Origin of the sequence: Photobacterium sp. SKA34 (assembly GCF_000153325.1) — a bacterium.
Lineage (GTDB): Bacteria > Pseudomonadota > Gammaproteobacteria > Enterobacterales > Vibrionaceae > Photobacterium.
In genome coordinates this window covers 255,675-274,069 of record NZ_CH724145.1, presented here as the reverse complement: position 1 = coordinate 274,069, position 18,395 = coordinate 255,675, and the positions used below count along the sequence as shown (strand labels likewise).

At 40.1% G+C, this 18,395-nt stretch carries 18 protein-coding genes, 1 other RNA gene and 1 pseudogene; 7 read left to right on the top strand and 13 right to left on the bottom strand.

Features of this window, described 5'->3' with window-relative positions; genetic code table 11:
• Nucleotides 1-297: 297 nt before the first annotated feature.
• The 8 genes from ruvX to SKA34_RS19730 all read right to left on the bottom strand — a co-directional run bounded on the left by ruvX (nt 298) and on the right by SKA34_RS19730 (nt 7,350).
• Nucleotides 298-729, bottom strand: a complete 432-nt coding sequence (ruvX, locus tag SKA34_RS19765; protein ID WP_006647268.1) for a Holliday junction resolvase RuvX — start codon at nt 727-729, stop codon at nt 298-300.
• Nucleotides 726-1,289 (bottom strand): YqgE/AlgH family protein, encoded by a 564-nt coding sequence (locus tag SKA34_RS19760; RefSeq protein ID WP_006647267.1) that lies wholly within the window; start codon nt 1,287-1,289, stop codon nt 726-728. Before SKA34_RS19760 ends, ruvX begins: the two co-directional genes overlap by 4 nt.
• 124 nt (nt 1,290-1,413) lie before the next feature.
• A complete protein-coding gene (gene gshB, locus SKA34_RS19755; protein WP_006647266.1) occupies nt 1,414-2,364 on the bottom strand; it encodes a glutathione synthase in 951 nt (316 codons plus the stop codon).
• Nucleotides 2,365-2,382: 18 nt separating this feature from the next.
• A complete protein-coding gene (gene rsmE, locus SKA34_RS19750; RefSeq protein ID WP_039860968.1) occupies nt 2,383-3,114 on the bottom strand; it encodes a 16S rRNA (uracil(1498)-N(3))-methyltransferase in 732 nt (243 codons plus the stop codon).
• 147 nt (nt 3,115-3,261) lie between these two features.
• Nucleotides 3,262-4,035, bottom strand: coding sequence for an endonuclease (locus SKA34_RS19745; protein WP_006647264.1), 774 nt, complete (start codon nt 4,033-4,035; stop codon nt 3,262-3,264).
• 118 nt (nt 4,036-4,153) lie between these two features.
• On the bottom strand, nt 4,154-4,639 hold the full coding sequence (locus SKA34_RS19740) for a SprT family zinc-dependent metalloprotease (RefSeq protein WP_006647263.1): 486 nt from the start codon (nt 4,637-4,639) through the stop codon (nt 4,154-4,156).
• 154 nt (nt 4,640-4,793) lie between these two features.
• On the bottom strand, nt 4,794-5,948 hold the full coding sequence (metK, locus tag SKA34_RS19735; protein WP_006647261.1) for a methionine adenosyltransferase: 1,155 nt from the start codon (nt 5,946-5,948) through the stop codon (nt 4,794-4,796).
• 442 nt (nt 5,949-6,390) lie between these two features.
• Complete coding sequence (locus tag SKA34_RS19730) at nt 6,391-7,350, bottom strand: DUF2333 family protein (protein WP_006647260.1); 960 nt, start codon at nt 7,348-7,350, stop codon at nt 6,391-6,393.
• A gap of 365 nt (nt 7,351-7,715) precedes the next feature.
• Here SKA34_RS19730 and epd point away from each other — a divergent pair, with 365 nt between their 5' ends.
• The 5 genes from epd to SKA34_RS19705 all read left to right on the top strand — a co-directional run bounded on the left by epd (nt 7,716) and on the right by SKA34_RS19705 (nt 13,382).
• Nucleotides 7,716-8,762 carry an erythrose-4-phosphate dehydrogenase gene (gene epd / locus SKA34_RS19725; RefSeq protein WP_006647259.1) on the top strand — a complete coding sequence of 349 codons (1,047 nt, stop codon included), beginning with the start codon at nt 7,716-7,718 and terminating at the stop codon, nt 8,760-8,762.
• A 97-nt stretch (nt 8,763-8,859) separates the two neighbouring features.
• Nucleotides 8,860-10,023 (top strand): phosphoglycerate kinase, encoded by a 1,164-nt coding sequence (locus SKA34_RS19720; protein WP_006647258.1) that lies wholly within the window; start codon nt 8,860-8,862, stop codon nt 10,021-10,023.
• Between the two features lie 161 nt (nt 10,024-10,184).
• Nucleotides 10,185-11,261: a class II fructose-bisphosphate aldolase gene (gene fbaA, locus SKA34_RS19715; protein ID WP_006647257.1), complete on the top strand. Its 1,077-nt coding sequence runs from the start codon at nt 10,185-10,187 to the stop codon at nt 11,259-11,261.
• A 303-nt stretch (nt 11,262-11,564) separates the two neighbouring features.
• Nucleotides 11,565-12,449 carry a small-conductance mechanosensitive channel MscS gene (gene mscS / locus SKA34_RS19710; protein WP_006647256.1) on the top strand — a complete coding sequence of 295 codons (885 nt, stop codon included), beginning with the start codon at nt 11,565-11,567 and terminating at the stop codon, nt 12,447-12,449.
• A 216-nt stretch (nt 12,450-12,665) separates the two neighbouring features.
• A complete protein-coding gene (locus SKA34_RS19705) occupies nt 12,666-13,382 on the top strand; it encodes an oxidative stress defense protein (protein ID WP_006647255.1) in 717 nt (238 codons plus the stop codon).
• 105 nt (nt 13,383-13,487) lie between these two features.
• On the opposite strand, the gene serA is transcribed toward SKA34_RS19705, so the two are convergent.
• The 5 genes from serA to zapA form a co-directional block, all read right to left on the bottom strand.
• A complete protein-coding gene (gene serA, locus SKA34_RS19700) occupies nt 13,488-14,717 on the bottom strand; it encodes a phosphoglycerate dehydrogenase (protein ID WP_006647254.1) in 1,230 nt (409 codons plus the stop codon).
• Nucleotides 14,718-15,006: 289 nt separating this feature from the next.
• Entirely contained in the window at nt 15,007-15,666 is a 660-nt protein-coding gene (gene rpiA / locus SKA34_RS19695) for a ribose-5-phosphate isomerase RpiA (RefSeq protein ID WP_006647253.1), read from the bottom strand.
• Between the two features lie 217 nt (nt 15,667-15,883).
• Entirely contained in the window at nt 15,884-16,480 is a 597-nt protein-coding gene (locus tag SKA34_RS19690; protein WP_006647252.1) for a 5-formyltetrahydrofolate cyclo-ligase, read from the bottom strand.
• 73 nt (nt 16,481-16,553) lie between these two features.
• Nucleotides 16,554-16,735: non-coding RNA, 6S RNA (gene ssrS / locus SKA34_RS22690), on the bottom strand.
• A gap of 7 nt (nt 16,736-16,742) precedes the next feature.
• The gene (gene zapA / locus SKA34_RS19685; RefSeq protein ID WP_006647250.1) at nt 16,743-17,045 is read right to left on the bottom strand and encodes a cell division protein ZapA; all 303 of its coding nucleotides are present in this window, start codon (nt 17,043-17,045) and stop codon (nt 16,743-16,745) included.
• Between the two features lie 389 nt (nt 17,046-17,434).
• Here zapA and SKA34_RS19680 point away from each other — a divergent pair, with 389 nt between their 5' ends.
• Nucleotides 17,435-18,013 carry a YecA family protein gene (locus tag SKA34_RS19680; protein ID WP_006647249.1) on the top strand — a complete coding sequence of 193 codons (579 nt, stop codon included), beginning with the start codon at nt 17,435-17,437 and terminating at the stop codon, nt 18,011-18,013.
• 25 nt (nt 18,014-18,038) lie between these two features.
• Nucleotides 18,039-18,395, top strand: a pseudogene (locus tag SKA34_RS23370) (2-octaprenyl-6-methoxyphenyl hydroxylase); the annotation flags it as partial.

Genomic DNA, 18,395 nt, shown 5'->3' with positions numbered 1-18,395 from the left:
TTTATTTGATCTAAATTTTAAGTTGTTGAATTATATTTAAAATAATTTCATGTGTTTAAGTGGTAATTGTCGGAACAGCTTTTGGGTTCAAGAGGTGAAAAAGCTGTACAAGCTGTACAAACAAGAAACAGCGAGGCCTTGAGGGAGGATCTTAGTACAGGTTTTGATCGTGTTTAGCTTTATGATGATCAATAAGAGAAAAGCTGTACAAGATATCGACAGTTGTTAAATGTTAAATAATAAAAAAGACAAGTACCTCAACAGGAATTGTCTTTTTTGTTTTGGAAACTTGTAATATTAAGCGCCGTATTGACGTTCAAACCAGCTTTCTAAAATAACGACAGCGGATTGTGAGTCGATATTACCTTTACTTAATGAGCGATAACCACCACGCTCAAACAGCTCTGCTTTTGCTTCAACAGTACTTAAACGTTCATCATGTAATTCAACTTGGCAACCAAAACGACCATGTAAGCGGTTAGCAAATTTTTTCGCTCGTGGTGTAATGCTTTCAAGCTCTTTACCTTTAAGATCTAAAGGTAATCCTACAACGACTAAATCAGGGAGCCATTCTTTTAAAATCTTTTCAATATCATCCCAATTTGGGATTCCATCTTTTGCTTTTAAAGCGGCAAGGGGAGTAGCGATTCCTGTTAGCTCTTGACCAATAGCAACACCAATACTTTTGGTGCCGTAATCAAAACCTAATACACTGCGAGATTGACTCATGCGTGACCTATATCTAAAGAAAGGTTTGCTGGCGTAAAGCCAAGTTTTTCAATGGCTTTATGCCAACGTTCGTCGATAGGAGTGGAAAAAATAATGGTGTCATCGGCCTCAATAGTGAGCCAATTGTTATCAACCAGTTCTTGCTCTAATTGACCTGCATCCCACCCTGCATAACCCAGTGCGACCAGAAATTGTGTAGGCGCTAGTGAAGTACCCAGTTCAGATAAAATATCAAGTGAGGTGGTCACCGCCAATGCGTTATTCACAGGCAAACTTGAACTATATTCACCTTTTGTAGTGTGAAGTACAAAACCACGATCTTCAGAAACGGGCCCGCCATTAAGCACAAGTGACTCTAAACTAACAGGGTCGGCAACAGGCAGTTTTCTCTCTATTTCTATTTGCTCCAACATATCAGCAATAGAAATATCGATAGGTTGATTGATAATGATCCCCATAGCGCCTTCATCATTATGCTCACAAAGATAAATAACACTTTGCTTAAATTGAGGATCTTGCATAGTGGGCATAGCCACTAAAAAGTGGTTAGTCAAATTCATCTACAACACCAGAGTTTGATACAAACCAGCGAGCGTTCCACTCGTGACTGATAGGCAAAAAAGCAGCGACATTGCCGCTGCATTCTTGATTTGAGTATGGTTGATGATTGTCAGTAAAGCGATATTACTTCGCGTTTACTCGACGTTCGATAGCATCCATTAATTTACCTGTAATTGAGATATCAAAAGCTGCTTCAATCTCACGGATACAGGTTGGGCTCGTCACATTAATTTCCGTTAGCTTGTCACCAATTACATCAAGACCAACAAAAATTAGGCCTTTTTCTTTTAGAACAGGTGCCACTGTTTCTGCGATTTTACGATCAGTTTCACTGATTGGACGCGCTTCACCACGACCGCCTGCAGCTAAGTTACCGCGAGTTTCTCCTTTGGCTGGAATACGCGCTAGGCAGTAAGGCATAGGCTCGCCATCAACCACTAAGATGCGCTTATCACCATTACTAATATCAGGAACAAAGGTTTGTGCCATACAGTAGTTTTGACCCATATTAGTCAGCGTTTCAATGATCACTGATACGTTAGGATCGCCTTTCATTACACGGAAAATTGAAGAGCCGCCCATGCCATCAAGTGGCTTTAGGATCACATCACCGTGTTCTTGGTGGAACGCTTTTAGTTTCTCAGCGCGACGAGTAACAATAGTGGTTGGTGTCAGCTCTGGGAACCATGCTGTAAATAGCTTTTCATTACAGTCACGTAAGCTTTGTGGTTTATTAACGATTAGCGCACCGTTATCTTCTGCACGCTCAAGGATGTAAGTCGCGTAAATGTATTCAGTATCAAATGGAGGATCTTTACGCATTAGAACAGCATCAAGATCTGATAATTCAATCTCTTGCTCGCTGTGGAAATCAAACCAGTGTTCAGGATCTTGTTGTACTGTGACGACACGAGTACGAGCAATCGCTTTGCCTTGCTCTAACGAAAGATCATTCATTTCCATGTAATGAATTTCCCAGCCGCGACGCTGAGCTTCTAACATCATGGCAAAGCTTGAATCTTTCTTGATATTGATAGACTCGATAGGGTCCATCACGATACCCAGTTTGATCATTGTGTTCTCCTAATCTAATTAGCCTAAATCACCAAAACGTACTTGTAGTGCGGTGATGGCTGTCATTGCTGTGGTTTCAGTACGAAGTACACGAGGCCCCAACAAAATTTCATCAAATTTATATTCTTCCGTCATGCCGATTTCTTCCGCTGATAAACCGCCTTCAGGACCAATCAACAAACGTAGATTAGTCACAGGTGTCGGCAAGGTATTAATGGAATACTTAGCACGAGGGTGTAAATTGAGCTTTAATCCATCATATTCTTCAGCACACCATTGTTCCAGTTTCATTACTGGGCGAATGGTGGGTACAACGTTACGACCACATTGCTCACAGGCAGCAATGGCGATCTTTTGCCATTGTTCGAGTTTCTTTTCAAAACGCTCAGCATTTAATTTAACGCCGCAGCGTTCTGAAATTAGCGGTGTAATGGTATTTACCCCTAACTCTACTGATTTTTGAATGGTGAATTCCATTTTATCACCACGTGAAATCACCTGACCTAAATGGATATCTAGTGGGGATTCAATATTGTTTTCAACCCGAGATTGGATCTCAACTTCAACGCTTTTTTTACTTGCGTTGGTGATCACAGCGGGAAACTCTGCATTACTGCCATCAAACATTAATAGTTCTTGACCTGCTTGCATACGCATAACGCGGCCAACATGGTTAGCAGCATCGTCACTGAGCATTACCTTGCCTTGGGAAGGTAAAGATTCTGGATGATAAATACGTGGGATTCTCATAATGCGGTCATCTATGCAATAAAAAAAGAGTAATGATGAATCTTAACATGGATGCTCTGTTCGCCAATTATTCGAGGTTAAATAAAACGCGTTATTTACATATAACGCGTTTTTGAACGCTAAAGTGCGTGTAAGTAAAAGATGCTGTTATGAACAACGGCTCGCAAGAATAGGGTTAACGTTACCTTGGATTTTTTCAATCTTAGCGGCACGTTGACATTCCCATTTAGTCACTGGGTATTGTTTATCCCAAGCATCCATTAATCGACGTTGTTGACGACTCATTTTATATTTTGGATATACGGCTTCAAAATACATATAAGTACGAGCAATCACACCGCGCGCTCGCTCTGGCGGTTGAGCATCATGATCTTTTTTATCAATGATCATGTCGCAACTACCAAATGAACGATAATTCTTGCTGTTGGTTTTAGGTAGCATGACATAATTATAGTTTTGTCGTGCTGCATTAACGGCACCAATAGCAGGGTATAAATTATAAAGGTCGGATTGCATTAAGCGGTATTCGTTATTGGCTTTTTCAGCACATTTACGGCCTTTAAAGGCTTTTCCCTTACGATCAACACAAATGACAGCACCGTCACGCCACTCACTAAAAGCGCGACCAAAGTTCTCGGCAGGAACGACATGCTCTGCTTCCCAACGTTTAACGCGTTTTTTATACACTTCAGTGGTAAAACCGGATGGTAATGTCACGTATTTTTTATTGTTGAAATCGGCACCACAGTAAATGGTTTTCATGTCTTGAGGAGAAATATAAATTTCCTTTTGCATGATTTTTTTTGCTTTGCTGAAAGAAGGGTTTTTCGTGTTGCCAAGGTCGCTTGGCTTATAAGAGGTCGCAAGTGCGGTAACAGGTAACAGTAGGGCAATAGCAAAAAAGCTTGAGATACGCGTCATGAATGTATGTCATTAATTATTTATCGTATCACTAGCTTACTGATATTTTTCTCTTTGAGAAGTGTGTCGCAATTATTTGTAACTATGCTTTGAGATTATTTTTATACAAAATTTTATGTTACTGAGGCGAGTACACCAAAACTTCACGGCATCGGCGACAATGGTAGTTGGCTTGTCCACGTAAAATACGGTTATGCCGGCGGATGGTTAACGGATATTCGCTACAGCTGCATTTATAAAGATAAGTGTCACCTGCGACAGAGCTGACATCAAAGCTATGTGTTGTTCTTGGCGCTACCTGAAACACTTCTCGCATGATCAATTGCCACTCTCTGCCATGCGGTTTTACTCGTCCAAACAGTTTAAACACGATTAAATGTGCCACTTCGTGTGGAACGACTTCGTTTAGAAAAGCGTCTGCGTTTTCATTGAGTAAGACTGGGTTAAAACGTACTTCCCAACTTTGTAAGCGTGCACTTCCTGCAATTTTCCCTCGTTGGGTAAAAGTCACCGTTGGCATTTTTAAACGTTTATTAAGGCGTTGATTTGCGGTTTTGATGGCGTGTTCGACACGTTTGATTACTTGTTGTTGCAGTGAGTTCATTCTTACTCGTTCTTTGTTATTGAGATCTGCACTATACACCGAAGATAAAGCGCTGGCGAGAGTAGGTGAGCAAGGTGTTTTTATTGTAAATAGATAAACAATAAGTAATAAAAAAGGACGCCTAAGCGTCCTTTTTTGTGCACAATTAAGTGTATTACTTAATGTTTGCGAAATCGCGAAGTGCAGCCACTTTATCTGTTTTTTCCCAAGGGAACTCTTCACGGCCAAAGTGACCGTAAGCTGCAGTCTTCTTATAAATTGGCTGTAGAAGATCTAGCATTTCTTGCAGGCCATATGGACGTAGGTCGAAGTGCTGGCGTACTGCTTCAATGATGATCTCATGTGCTACTTTTTCAGTACCGAATGTTTCCACCATGATAGATGTAGGATCGGCTACACCGATAGCGTAAGAAAGTTGGATTTCACAACGATCTGCCATGCCTGCTGCGACGATATTTTTTGCTACATAACGTGCAGCATATGCTGCTGAACGGTCAACTTTTGATGGATCTTTACCAGAGAAAGCCCCACCACCGTGACGTGCAGCACCGCCGTAGGTGTCGACGATGATCTTACGGCCAGTCAAACCACAGTCACCCATTGGGCCACCGATAACGAAACGGCCGGTTGGGTTAATAAAGAATTTTGTCTCTTTATTTAACCATTCAGAAGGCAGTACTGGTTTGATGATTTCTTCCATTACTGCTTCACGTAGATCAGACGTTGAAATTGAATCACTGTGCTGAGTTGATAGAACAACCGCATCAATACTAACAATTTTACCTTGATCGTAAGCGAACGTTACCTGAGATTTTGCATCAGGGCGTAACCAAGGAAGCGTGCCATTTTTACGTACTTCTGCTTGGCGCTGAACTAAGCGGTGAGAGTAAGTGATTGGCGCAGGCATGAAGACTTCAGTTTCATTGGTTGCGTAACCAAACATGATACCTTGGTCACCAGCACCTTGCTCTTTAGGATCGGTTTTATCAACACCTTGGTTGATATCAGGAGACTGCTTACCGATGGTGTTCATTACTGCACAAGAGTTTGCATCAAAGCCCATATCAGAATGGACATAACCGATTTCACGTACGGTTTCACGTGTTAGCTCTTCAATATCAACCCAAGCAGATGTTGTGATCTCACCACCAACCATTACCATGCCGGTTTTTACGTAAGTTTCACAAGCTACACGCGCTTTAGGATCTTGTTCAATAATTGCATCCAATACAGCATCTGAAATTTGATCTGCAATTTTATCTGGATGACCTTCTGATACCGACTCAGAAGTGAATAAATGTTTTGCCATCGGTAGTCTCACTTTCTTTTGAATTTAGTCGCACGGTAGCGTTTATAACGCTGTTATATAGCTATATGTACGTTTGTATGTATAGAGCTACTTCCGTCTAGACGTCTATAATACATCGAGAACAGATAAAATCAACAATATGAAAACTAGGGTTTCTGATTGTATAAAAAAATTAAATAGCTCTGTTGTGGTGGTTTACAGATATAGTTTTTAACTAACGTACTGATAAGTAATAATATTTACTTTCAGTATTTACAATGTAATTTTTTTAAACTAAAAAGTGCAATCACAAATTGACTATATAAAGTTTCTTTTTTTAAAAATTACGATAAACAGACTTTATATACCTAAGTACAGCTTTATTTAATAGGTAATAAAGTTTGCTTCGTTTGCTGGTGGACTTAGTTATAGATTGCTGTATCTATAATACGACAAGAATTTATTATCTTTTTTCGAACAGGTTGATGAGATCAACGGTACCTGCTTGAGCACGAGACACGTAATTTGCCATGATCAAAGAGTGGTTAGGTAATAAACCAAATCCCATACCATTTAAAATCATTGGGCTCCAAACAGTTTCTTGTGTTGCTTCAAGCTCACGAATTATTTGATCAATCATGACCGTTGCTTTTTCTTCTTCTAACAGTGGTTTAAAATCATGTTTCATTGCATTCATGAGCAGTAATATGGCCCAAGTAGAGCCTCGTGATTCGTAAAAAACATTATCAATTTTGAACCAGCTTGTTTTCGACGCATTGAGTGAAACTTCCTTACCTTCTGCTTCTCTATCCATTATTAACTGTGGTTCACCCACAGATGAGCCAAGATCTTGTGAAATAGTGCCTAAGCGTTTTTGTACTACTTCAAGCCAAGCCACTAAATTATCATCCCGTGAATAAAATTGTGCTGGGTGGCGAGATGCCGAAAGGCGGTCACGGTATCGAGTAAGGGCGTCAATTGCATTTTGATATTCAGACTCTGCGCTTGGAAAGTTCCAACTATTGCTATTGATATTAAGTGCTGGTTGGGCTTCTTTTAAATCTGAATCGATATGGCTTTCATTTTGAGGACGGCTAAGATTATCTTTTAGTACTAGTGCCATATCTCGCACTTGGGTTAATACACCAGTTTCCCATGCCGGCATGTTATCCATTAATAAGCTTGGAGGGAGTTTATCGTTTGTAAGAAAGCCTCCAGATTTATTAATTAATAGCTCAGAAATATGAATCAACGTTGTGGTGGTTTCATACCCAGTCGTTAAAGTTTGTTGATTGAGCTTGGCTTGTTCTGCCGCATAACTGTCTGGATTAAATGTATCTGGTTCAAATGACCAATAAACAGATAAAAGGTAAAGTACGAAGGTGAAGAATACTGCGCCAATAATGACTTTTACTTTCGACATAACCACCTCTTTGGGATTGCTTAATATTAACTTTTTTTCATTTATCTATTAGCTATATGTAAAAAAGTGAAGGTTTGTTAATACCAATCCTAATATTAAGCGCCGTTTATTAATGCGTAGAAAAAGACGCTGAATGAACAAATAGTGACTTTTTAATACGTGATATTTCGCTGTTTTAAGCCTATAAATCAGTGGTTTTTTAAGGTTAAAGTAGAGGATATACGCAAAAATATTGATGAGTAATGAGTCTATCTATTTGGTTCTATTAGATATTAAGTCTGCTTGGTGAGAGATGTCACAATTATGGTGATTCTGTATCTAGCTTGGTATACACTAACGCAGCTTAGTATTTTTGTAGCACGGATATGACACTAAAAGTCGCAATAAATGGATTCGGTCGCATTGGTCGCAGTGTGCTTCGCGCATTGTATGAAAGCGGCAAACATCATCAGATTAACGTCGTGGCAGTTAACGAATTAGCAGAGCCGGAAGCAATGGTTCATCTACTTCAATACGATTCTAGCCATGGACGTTTCAAAAATCCTGTCAGTCATGATCAGGAGCATCTTTTTATTGCCCATGACAATGGTCGCCAAGATCAAATTCGTATCCTTCACCAACTTGATCTAAAATTGTTGCCTTGGCATGATCTTGATGTCGATATTGTTTTAGACTGTACTGGTAAGTTTGGCTCTCGTGCCGACGGTTTAGCGCATATCGCATCAGGCGCTAAAAAAGTATTATTTTCCCATCCTGCTAGCAAAGATATTGATTGCACTGTTATCTATGGTGTTAATCATCAACAATTAACATCTCAGCACCGCATTGTTTCTAATGGCTCATGTACAACGAACTGTATTGTTCCCATTATAAAAATCTTAGATGACCAGTTTGGTATTGAATCTGGCACCATTACGACAATTCATTCAGCCATGAATGATCAGCAAGTCATTGATGCTTATCATCCTGATTTACGCCGAACGCGCGCAGCAAGTCAGTCAATTATTCCAGTTGATACTAAACTACACCTTGGAATTGGTCGTATATTTCCGAAGTTTTCCGACAAATTTGAAGCCATTTCTGTGAGGGTGCCCACAATAAATGTCACTGCTATGGATTTGAGTGTCACTGTTAAAACAAATGTGAAAGTTAATGACGTAAATCAATCATTAAAAAACACGTCTCGTTGTACATTAAGTGGTATTGTGGATTACACAGAAGCGCCTTTAGTGTCGATTGACTTTAATCACGATCCCCATAGTGCAATTGTTGATGGCAGCCAAACTAGGGTAAGCAACCAGCATTTGATTAAATTGTTGGTATGGTGTGACAATGAATGGGGCTTTGCTAATCGAATGTTGGATACAGCGTTAGCAATGTACGCAACCGAACATACGGATACTGAAAAGTAAAATAGTAAGAATTACAGGGCTTGGCGTTGAACATTAACGACGGCAGGCTGTCAATTTTATGAACTTTTATTTTTAATAATGTTTGAGAGGACAAAACATGTCTGTAATCAAGATGACTGATCTGGATCTAGCTGGTAAGCGTGTATTTATTCGTGCTGACCTAAATGTGCCAGTAAAAGACGGTAAAGTAACTTCAGATGCACGTATCATTGCATCTCTACCTACAATTAAGCGTTGTCTAGAAGCTGGCGCTAAAGTAATGGTTACTTCTCACCTAGGTCGTCCAACGGAAGGCGAATACGCAGAAGAATTCTCTCTACAGCCTGTAGTTAACTACTTAAACGACGCACTAGATTGCGACGTTAAACTAGCAAAAGATTACCTAAATGGTCTTGAGCTAAATGCTGGTGAGCTTGTTGTTCTTGAAAACGTACGTTTTAACAAGGGCGAGAAGAAAAACGAAGACGAACTATCTAAGCAATACGCTGCACTTTGTGACGTATTCGTAATGGATGCATTTGGTACCGCTCACCGTGCACAAGCATCAACTTACGGTGTGGGTATGTTTGCGCCAGTTGCATGTGCTGGCCCTCTACTAGCTGGCGAGCTAGAAGCACTAGGCAAAGCAATGGACAATCCAGCACGCCCAATGGTTGCTATTGTTGGTGGTTCTAAAGTATCAACTAAGCTAACTGTACTTGAGTCACTATCTAAAATTGCTGACCAAATCGTAGTAGGTGGTGGTATTGCTAACACATTCATCGCAGCTGAAGGTAACGATGTAGGTAAGTCTTTATACGAAGCTGACCTAATCCCAACAGCTAAAGAACTAATGGCACACACTGACATTCCAGTAGCAACGGATGTGGTGTGCGCTAAAGAGTTCTCTGATTCTGCTGAAGCAACTATCAAGCCTGCAACTGAAATTGCAGCTGACGACATGGTTCTTGACCTAGGTCCTGATTCAGCACAAGCACTTGCTGACATCATCATGAACGCGAAAACGATTCTTTGGAACGGCCCTGTAGGCGTGTTTGAAATCGAGCAATTTGGTAAAGGAACTGAAGTTGTTGCTAACGCAATCGCGGAATCTGCTGGTTTCTCTGTTGCGGGCGGTGGTGACACACTAGCGGCTATCGATAAGTACGGCATCAAAGATAAAGTATCTTACATCTCAACAGGTGGCGGTGCGTTCCTTGAGTTCGTTGAAGGTAAGAAATTACCTGCAGTTGAAATGCTAGAGTCTCGCGCTAAAGCATAATTATTTTGGGCGTGGGAGCCGAATTTACACTACGTATGAGTGTTGCTTCCACGTTTAAATGTTTGTGATAGCTATTAACTTTCAGTAGAATAGCAAGTAATCGCAAACGTTTGCACAAGAATTTTTCCACAGACAACAAAGTAAATAATAGGACTATTGTTATGTCTAAGATCTTTGATTTTGTAAAACCTGGTGTTATTTCTGGCGACGACGTTCAGAAAGTATTCGCAGTAGCTAAAGAAAACAACTTCGCTCTACCTGCTGTTAACTGTATCGGTACTGATTCTGTTAACGCAGTACTAGAAGCGGCAGCTAAAGTTAAGTCTCCAGTTATCGTTCAGTTCTCTAACGGCGGTTCTGCATTCTTTGGTGGTAAAGGTCTTAAACTAGAAGGTCAAGGTTCACAAATCCTTGGCGGTATCGCTGGTGCTAAGTATGTTCACGCTGTTGCTGAGTCTTACGGTGTTCCTGTAATTCTTCACACAGACCACGCTGCTAAGAAACTGCTTCCTTGGATCGACGGTCTACTAGACGCGGGTGAAGAGTTCTTCGCTCAAACTGGTAAGCCTCTATTCTCTTCTCACATGATCGACCTTTCTGAAGAGTCGCTAGAAGAGAACATCGAAATCTCAGCTAAGTACCTTGCGCGTATGGCTAAGATGAACATGACACTAGAAATCGAACTAGGTTGTACTGGTGGTGAAGAAGACGGCGTTGATAACTCTCACATGGACGCATCTGAGCTTTACACTTCTCCAGAAGACGTTGCATACGCATACGAGAAACTAAGCGCTGTTAGCCCACGTTTCACTATCGCTGCTTCTTTCGGTAACGTACACGGTGTTTACCAAGCAGGTAACGTTGTACTAACTCCAACTATTCTACGTGACTCTCAAGCATACGTTTCAGAGAAGTTTGGTCTTCCAACTAACTCTCTAGACTTCGTATTCCACGGTGGTTCAGGTTCTTCTGAAGCTGAAATCCAAGAGTCTATCGGTTACGGTGTTATCAAAATGAACATCGATACAGATACTCAGTGGGCTTGTTGGGATGGTATCCGTCGCTACGAAGCTGAAAACCACGATTACCTACAAGGTCAAATCGGTAACCCAACAGGTGAGTCAGCGCCTAACAAAAAATATTACGATCCACGCGTATGGCTACGTGCAGGTCAAGTATCAATGGTTGAGCGTCTAGAAAAAGCATTTGCTGATCTAAACGCAGTTGACGTTCTTTAATCGAACTTCAGCCATATAAAATATGAAAAAGTCCGCTTAGGCGGACTTTTTTTTGTATTTATTGATATATTGTACTTACATTGTTCTAAAGTAATATTTAAGTTAATTTATGTAAACATAGTTTTTTTTAGTAGCTATTTACTGATAAAAACAGGAATAATTAGTATCAATATTCCGTAAGTATGTTTTTTACGAAAAGATAAACAAACGGAAATCTGTTCTAATGGAATGAATAGTAGAATAATTATTTTATCTACTCTTAATCTATAGATATTTTTTAGTAAATTCGAGAGAGAACTTCAAATGACTGAGAGCGTTACAGACAAGGTTGTCGAAAAAATTTCTGATAACACATTAACTAATGGCGTATTGCACGCAAGTAACTGGATTACTGATAATCAAGATCTTCTGGTTCAATATGCAGTAAATCTAGTTTCAGCCCTTCTTATTTTATTTATTGGTAATATGATTGTTAAAGCAGTTGCTGGCGCAGTTGCTAAAGTATTACGCAAAAAAGAAATGGATAACGCGGTGGTTGAATTTATTCACGGCTTAGTTCGTTATCTATTATTTGTTATCGTATTAATTGCTGCTCTTAGCCGTATTGGCGTTCAAACTGCTTCAGTGGTAGCAGTGATTGGTGCCGCGGGTCTTGCCGTTGGTCTTGCTCTTCAAGGTTCTCTATCAAACTTTGCTGCAGGCGTTCTGATTGTTGCTTTCCGTCCATTCAAATCTGGTGATTTTGTTGAAGTTGCCGGTGTTTCTGGCGCAGTTGAATCAATTCAGATTTTCTCTACAGAGCTTCGTACGGCTGACAACAAAACAGTTGTAGTACCAAACTCATCTATCATTGGTAACCCAATTACAAACTATTCTCGTAATTCGACACGTCGTATTGATCTTACAATTGGTGTTTCTTACAGTGCTGATCTTCAAAAAACAAAAGAAGTACTTAAGCGCGTTGTAACTGCTGATGAGCGTGTTCTTAAAGATCCAGAGCCAACAATTGGTGTTGTGGCTCTAGCTGACTCTTCTGTAAACTTCGTAGTACGTCCATGGGTTAATACGCCTGATTACTGGGCTGTATACTTCGATCTTAACCAAGCTATCAAGGAAGAGCTTGATAAAGAAGGTATCGAAATTCCATTCCCACAAATGGATGTTCACCTAAACAAAGTTGATGCTTAATTTACTTAAAGCATAACGAAGAGAAATGGAGCCTAAATGGCTCCATTTTTTATCTATAGAAAATAGAAAGAGTCATTAAGTCGTTACAAAGGAACGTTGTTCAAAATAAATAATGTTATAAGGGATAGATTCCATATTTTTAGGGTCAAAGTTCATAGATTATTTATCTCATGACTACGATAAATAAAAATAACTCTTTGTTAGCGAGAATTGATAATGAAAAAACACCTATTAGCTATATTATTAAGTACCAGTGCACTTATCTCTACAGGCGCTGTTGCTGCTGATCTATCATTTCCTCATATAGAAACAACTGGACGCGGTGAAGTTGTTGTTAAACCGGACATGGCTGCATTTTCTGTGGATGTCGTTGCTACGCAACCTACAGCTTCAGGAGCAAAGCAAGCTGCGGATCAGGCTGTAACAAAATTTATAGATCGTTTAACTAAAGCAGGTGTTGAACGTAAAAATATTAATAGTGCCAATATTTCTCTTTCTGCACAGTACCGTTACCCTAAAGACAAAGCGCCAGAGTTCACTGGCTTTAAAGCGACTCGTAATGTCGTTGTAACGGTTTATAAATTAGAAAATCTAAACACTTATCTTGATGACGCATTAGGGGATGGTATTAATCAAATTAATAACATTACTTTGAAAGTAAAAGATCAGAAGAAGTATCAAGATGAAGCTCGTCAAGCGGCCATTGCTAATGCTAAAGAAGTTGCAGCATCATTAGCTAAAGGCTTTGGTGATAAAGTTGAAGGCGTGTGGCAGATAGATTACAACACCAATGCTCGTCCAATGCCTTATGGCATGAGAAGTGCTCCAATGATGTATGCAAGCGATGAAAATTCCGCTGTGAATCAAAGCTACAGTGATAATAACATCGTGATTTCTGATAGTGTAAATGTGATTTTTAAATTAGCTAAGTAATCATATTCTGTATCATGTTTCGACATAGAATACGTTGATGAGATAAAAAAGGAGAGCCTCGGCTCTCCTTTTTACGATCATGCTTACGTCATTAATTATGAGCAATTAGTGCAAAATACGGGCGCGAATAGTACCTTCGATTGTTTTCAGTTTTGCTAGTGCTTCTTTTGAACGTTCAGTTTCAACATCAATAACCACATAACCAATTTCAGCGCCTGTTTGTAAGAACTGAGCGGCGATATTGATACCTTCTGAAGCAAAAATTGTAGTGATTTGATTTAAGACTCCAGGGCGGTTTTCATGAATATGAAGTAGACGAGAGCAACCACGGTGCTCAGGTAGTGATACCTCAGGGAAGCCAACAGCAGATAGCGTTGAACCATTATCTGAGTATTTCACTAGTTTACCCGCCACTTCAATGCCAATATTTTCCTGTGCTTCTTGCGTTGATCCTCCAATGTGAGGCGTCAAAATAACGTTATCAAATTGCAGCAGGGGGGATTCAAATGGGTCGTTATTGGTTTTAGGTTCTACAGGGAATACATCGATAGCAGCGCCTGCAATATGTTTGCTTTCTAATGCGCTACAAAGGGCATCAATATCAACGACAGTTCCACGTGCTGCGTTAATAAAAATAGAACCTGGCTTCATGCGTGCAAATTCTTCAGCACCCATAATGTTTTGTGTCTCTGGCGTTTCTGGAACGTGCAGTGAAATCACATCCGATTTATTTAACAGCTCACTTAACGATGCGACTTGTGTTGCATTACCTAAGGTTAATTTACTTTCAATATCGTAAAAACAAACGCGCATTCCGAGGTTTTCAGCCAATATACCAAGTTGAGTACCAATATGACCGTAGCCGATAATACCTAAGGTTTTACCACGCGCTTCAAATGAGTTATCTGCAGATTTTATCCATTCACCACGATGCGCTTTAGCATTCTTTTCTGGGATGCCACGTAACAGAAGAAGCAGCTCACCTAAGACAAGTTCTGCAACACTACGGGTATTTGAAAATGGTGCGTTAAAAACGGGGATACCGCGGCGCATAGCTTCATCTAAATCAACTTGGTTAGTACCAATACAGAAACATCCAACAGCGGTAAGTTTTCTCGCTGCAGCAAAAACTTCAGGCGTTAATTGTGTACGAGAGCGAATACCAATGAAGTGGGCATCTTTTACGGCTTCTAGTAACTCTTCACCAGCGAGCGATCCTTTGTGGTATTCAATGTTGGTGTAACCAGCTTGTTGTAGCACTTCTAGAGATGAAGGGTGTAGTCCTTCTAATAATAGAATTTTAATTTTATCTTTATTGAGTGAAACTTTGGCCATGGTTCTCATCCTTAAAAACGCAGCTAACTGAATGTAAAACAAAGAAAAGTCAGGTGGTGAAATGTCTTCTTTACAGCCCACAGTAGCGAAATGGTTAAACGTTTGCTAATAGCTTATTAATAAAGTATCAAAAAATAGCCACTATGGGTAAGAATATTACAAAAAAGATAATAAAAAACGGCATAAGCTAGAATTAGAATCAATAAGCTATGCCGTTTTGAAAGGAAATAACATTTATACTGGGATCAGTAGCGTTTTATCTTTTTGAATATAACGCGATCATTTTATGTTATTTCTCGAATTTTTTTACACCGTCAGGTGAGCCAACCAATAATACATCAGCGCCACGGTGAGCAAATAGACCAACAGTTACCACACCAGGTAGGGCGTTGATCTTATCTTCCATTGTTTTAGGATCTGTGATCTTCATGTTGTAGACATCAAGGATCATATTACCGTTATCGGTCACAACGCCTTCACGGTAAGCCGGATCGCCACCAAGTTTTACCAACTCACGACCAATGAAAGAGCGCCCCATAGGGATTACTTCAACTGGAAGCGGGAATTGGCCCAATACGTCAACTTGCTTGGTGTCATCAACGATACAGATAAATTTTTTCGCGATGGCTGCCACGATTTTTTCACGAGTAAGCGCCGCACCACCGCCTTTAATCATGTCGTAGTCTGCGTTAATTTCATCAGCACCATCGACATAAATATCAAGTGAAGCAACTTCATTCGCATCAAATACAGTAATGCCTAGTTGTTCAAGACGTTCAGTTGAAGCGACTGAACTTGAAACAGCACCTTTAATTTCTTCTTTGCGAGTTGCTAAGGCATCGATGAAGTGATTAACCGTAGAGCCAGTACCTACACCTACAATTGTTCCTTTCTGTACGTATTCAAGTGCTGCCCAACCTGCTGCTTTTTTCATTTCATCTTGTGTCATGCCATTCTCCTCGTTATGACTAATACGCCGAGTAAGCGTTGATGCTAATTATAACGAATTGGAATTCGTTCGTCAGTGTGATTATGAACAATCACAATGCAAAATAAGAAATAAAAACATAAGGTTATTTATAACAATTAGTTAGATTGTTCGTTTTTATTGAAACTAAAGTAAACGATTGCTTCAGTATGTCCATTTGATGTGCGTATTTGTATTATTACCAACTATAGATCTTTGACGGGGTAATAATTTTAGGTAACGGCACATCCCATTGCTCGCTTGGCAATTGTTCTACATGTTGGCAATCATGGGCTAAACCTAGTGGGTAAGGGCCTTGTTTATGCTGATGCCACTGACTAAGAGTGCGATCATAGTAGCCCCCTCCCATACCTAATCGTTGCCCCGACTTATCAAAAGCCACCAGTGGGGTACAAATAATATCTAATTCATTAACGGGTTTAACTACTCGCACATCGAGAGTGGGCTCTGAGATTTGATAGCGATTTTTACGCATAGGGGTGTTAGGGGTGTAGTGAAGAAATAACAAGTGCCCTTTGCTAAAAGGGTGCAAAACCGGTAGGTAAACAGATTTTCCGCTTTGCCATAACCAGTCGATAATGGGTTGAGTGCTGATCTCACCATCATTGCTCAAATAAAGCGCAATATTTTGACTAGCAGTAAACTGTTGGCATTGCTGAGCTTGTTTAAGCAATTTTAGGCTAGCGTGTATTTGTTGTTCAGGAAGAAGTTGTTGTCGCTGTAAGCGGATTTGTTGTCTGATTTTTTGTCGTGGAGTTACAAAATGTGATGTCATTTGGCTCAATCCTTGAATTGGGATTTTGCTAAATTGTATGAATATGGTATTGAAATTGGAAGTAAAACAGAGGAAGTTCCCCAAGGTGCCGTTGCGAAATAATGCCCTTGAACCAGAAGTTCAAGGTGGATCGGCAACATTAACCGTAGGCTTCTCAGTCGAGCTGAGCATGCTCAATAGCTAATAAAAGCAGATCCTGGGTATTTGCTTATCGGCTCGGGGACGTTCATTCACTGACGCACACCCCAGGGTTAATTCATTATCAACGCTTTGGATAATTTTGCAATGCTTTATCTAATTTTTCTTCTAGTGCACTGATCTTATTGGATAAAATTCCAGCGCTTCCGTTATGTTCTAGTCGCTCTGAATGTAACTCGTTGCAGATGTTAAGCCCTGTAAAGAGTAACAGTTGCTCTACATTGGATACTTTAGTGCGCTCTGACATATCTTTCAAGCGTTGGTCAAAATCAGAAGCGGCAGCACGAAGTGCATCCTCTTGACCTGTTGGGCAGTTAACTTTGATGCTTCTGCCGAATACTTGAATTTCTACAGCCTGAGTACTCATAAATCTTCGGTTTGCTCCATGCCTAATGGGTATTCATTCCGCTTTTGCTTATAGCCAAATCATAGGAAAACAGGTTACAACATGCAAGCGGCTATACTTCACTTTGTGCTTAATAGTCTCTAACTAAATAGATATTAATCACATCAAATTGATGGTTGGTTAACTATTGAACGTAATGCTCGGCGTTATGATTTGCCGAACAGAGCTTAAGTGTTAGCATAACACAGGCCGTTACTGACCCATTGTTATTTCTGCTTTAGAAATTAAGTAAAAATGTAATTATTGATGTTTGTTTGATTTGAATTATCCAAATGAAGTGGATATAGCAATGTGAAGTAACAATAGAGCGCTTTGTTCGTTGTTTGATATAAAAATTAAGGTAATAAACCATGAGTGAAATAACCCTACCTACATACCAAGCTGTTGAATCTGCGTTAAAAGAGCAAGGGCTTGCAGCGGCACCTGCTGAATTACATGGTTTATTAAGTGGCATGATTTGCGGTGGTTTAGCGATTGATGATGAGAGCTGGGTTGGGCCTGTGAGTGATTATGCCAACGAAGGTGAACCATTAACCGATGGTGCTAAAACAATGATCCGTGCTTTGTTTACGACTACAGCGAATGAGTTGTTTAGTGGTGGCTTTGAGTTTTCATTACTGATGCCCGATGATGATGAGCCATTAACGATACGAGCAGATGCATTAACAGAGTGGGTAAATAGTTTTATTTCTGGTTTAGGACTGATGGATCTCCAAAAGAACCAATTGTCTGAAGCTGTCACTGAAGCTTTAGCTGATCTTCAAGATATCGCTCAGTTAGGTATTGATGAAGATGACGATATGGAAGAACAAGCAGCCTTATTTGAACAAGTTGTTGAACATGTCCGTATGTGTGTATTGAGTTGTCATTCTGAATTAGGCCAGCGTCCGGTTGATGAAGATGCAGAGGAAAAACCAACGTTGCACTAAACGTTGTTTTGTGAAGGGATAAATAGTGAAGCACTATGATGTTGTAATTGCTGGTGGTGCAATGGCAGGGGCTAGCCTTGCTATCGCATTAGATGTATTGAGTCGTCACTCATTACGTATTGCAGTGGTTGAATCTGTGATGCCTGAGTTTGATACTCATCCTGGTTATGATGCAAGAAGCATCGCTTTATCGTATGGAACGACACGCTTGCTGGATAACATTGGTATGTGGTCAGCCTTGCGTGATGTTGCAACGCCGATAAACGATATTCATGTTTCAGATCGTGGTCATGCGGGGATGGTCCGTATTTCATCACAGGAGCAGGCGGTCGATGCGTTAGGTTATGTGGTTGAACTCGCTGATGCTGGTGAAGTTTTTCAT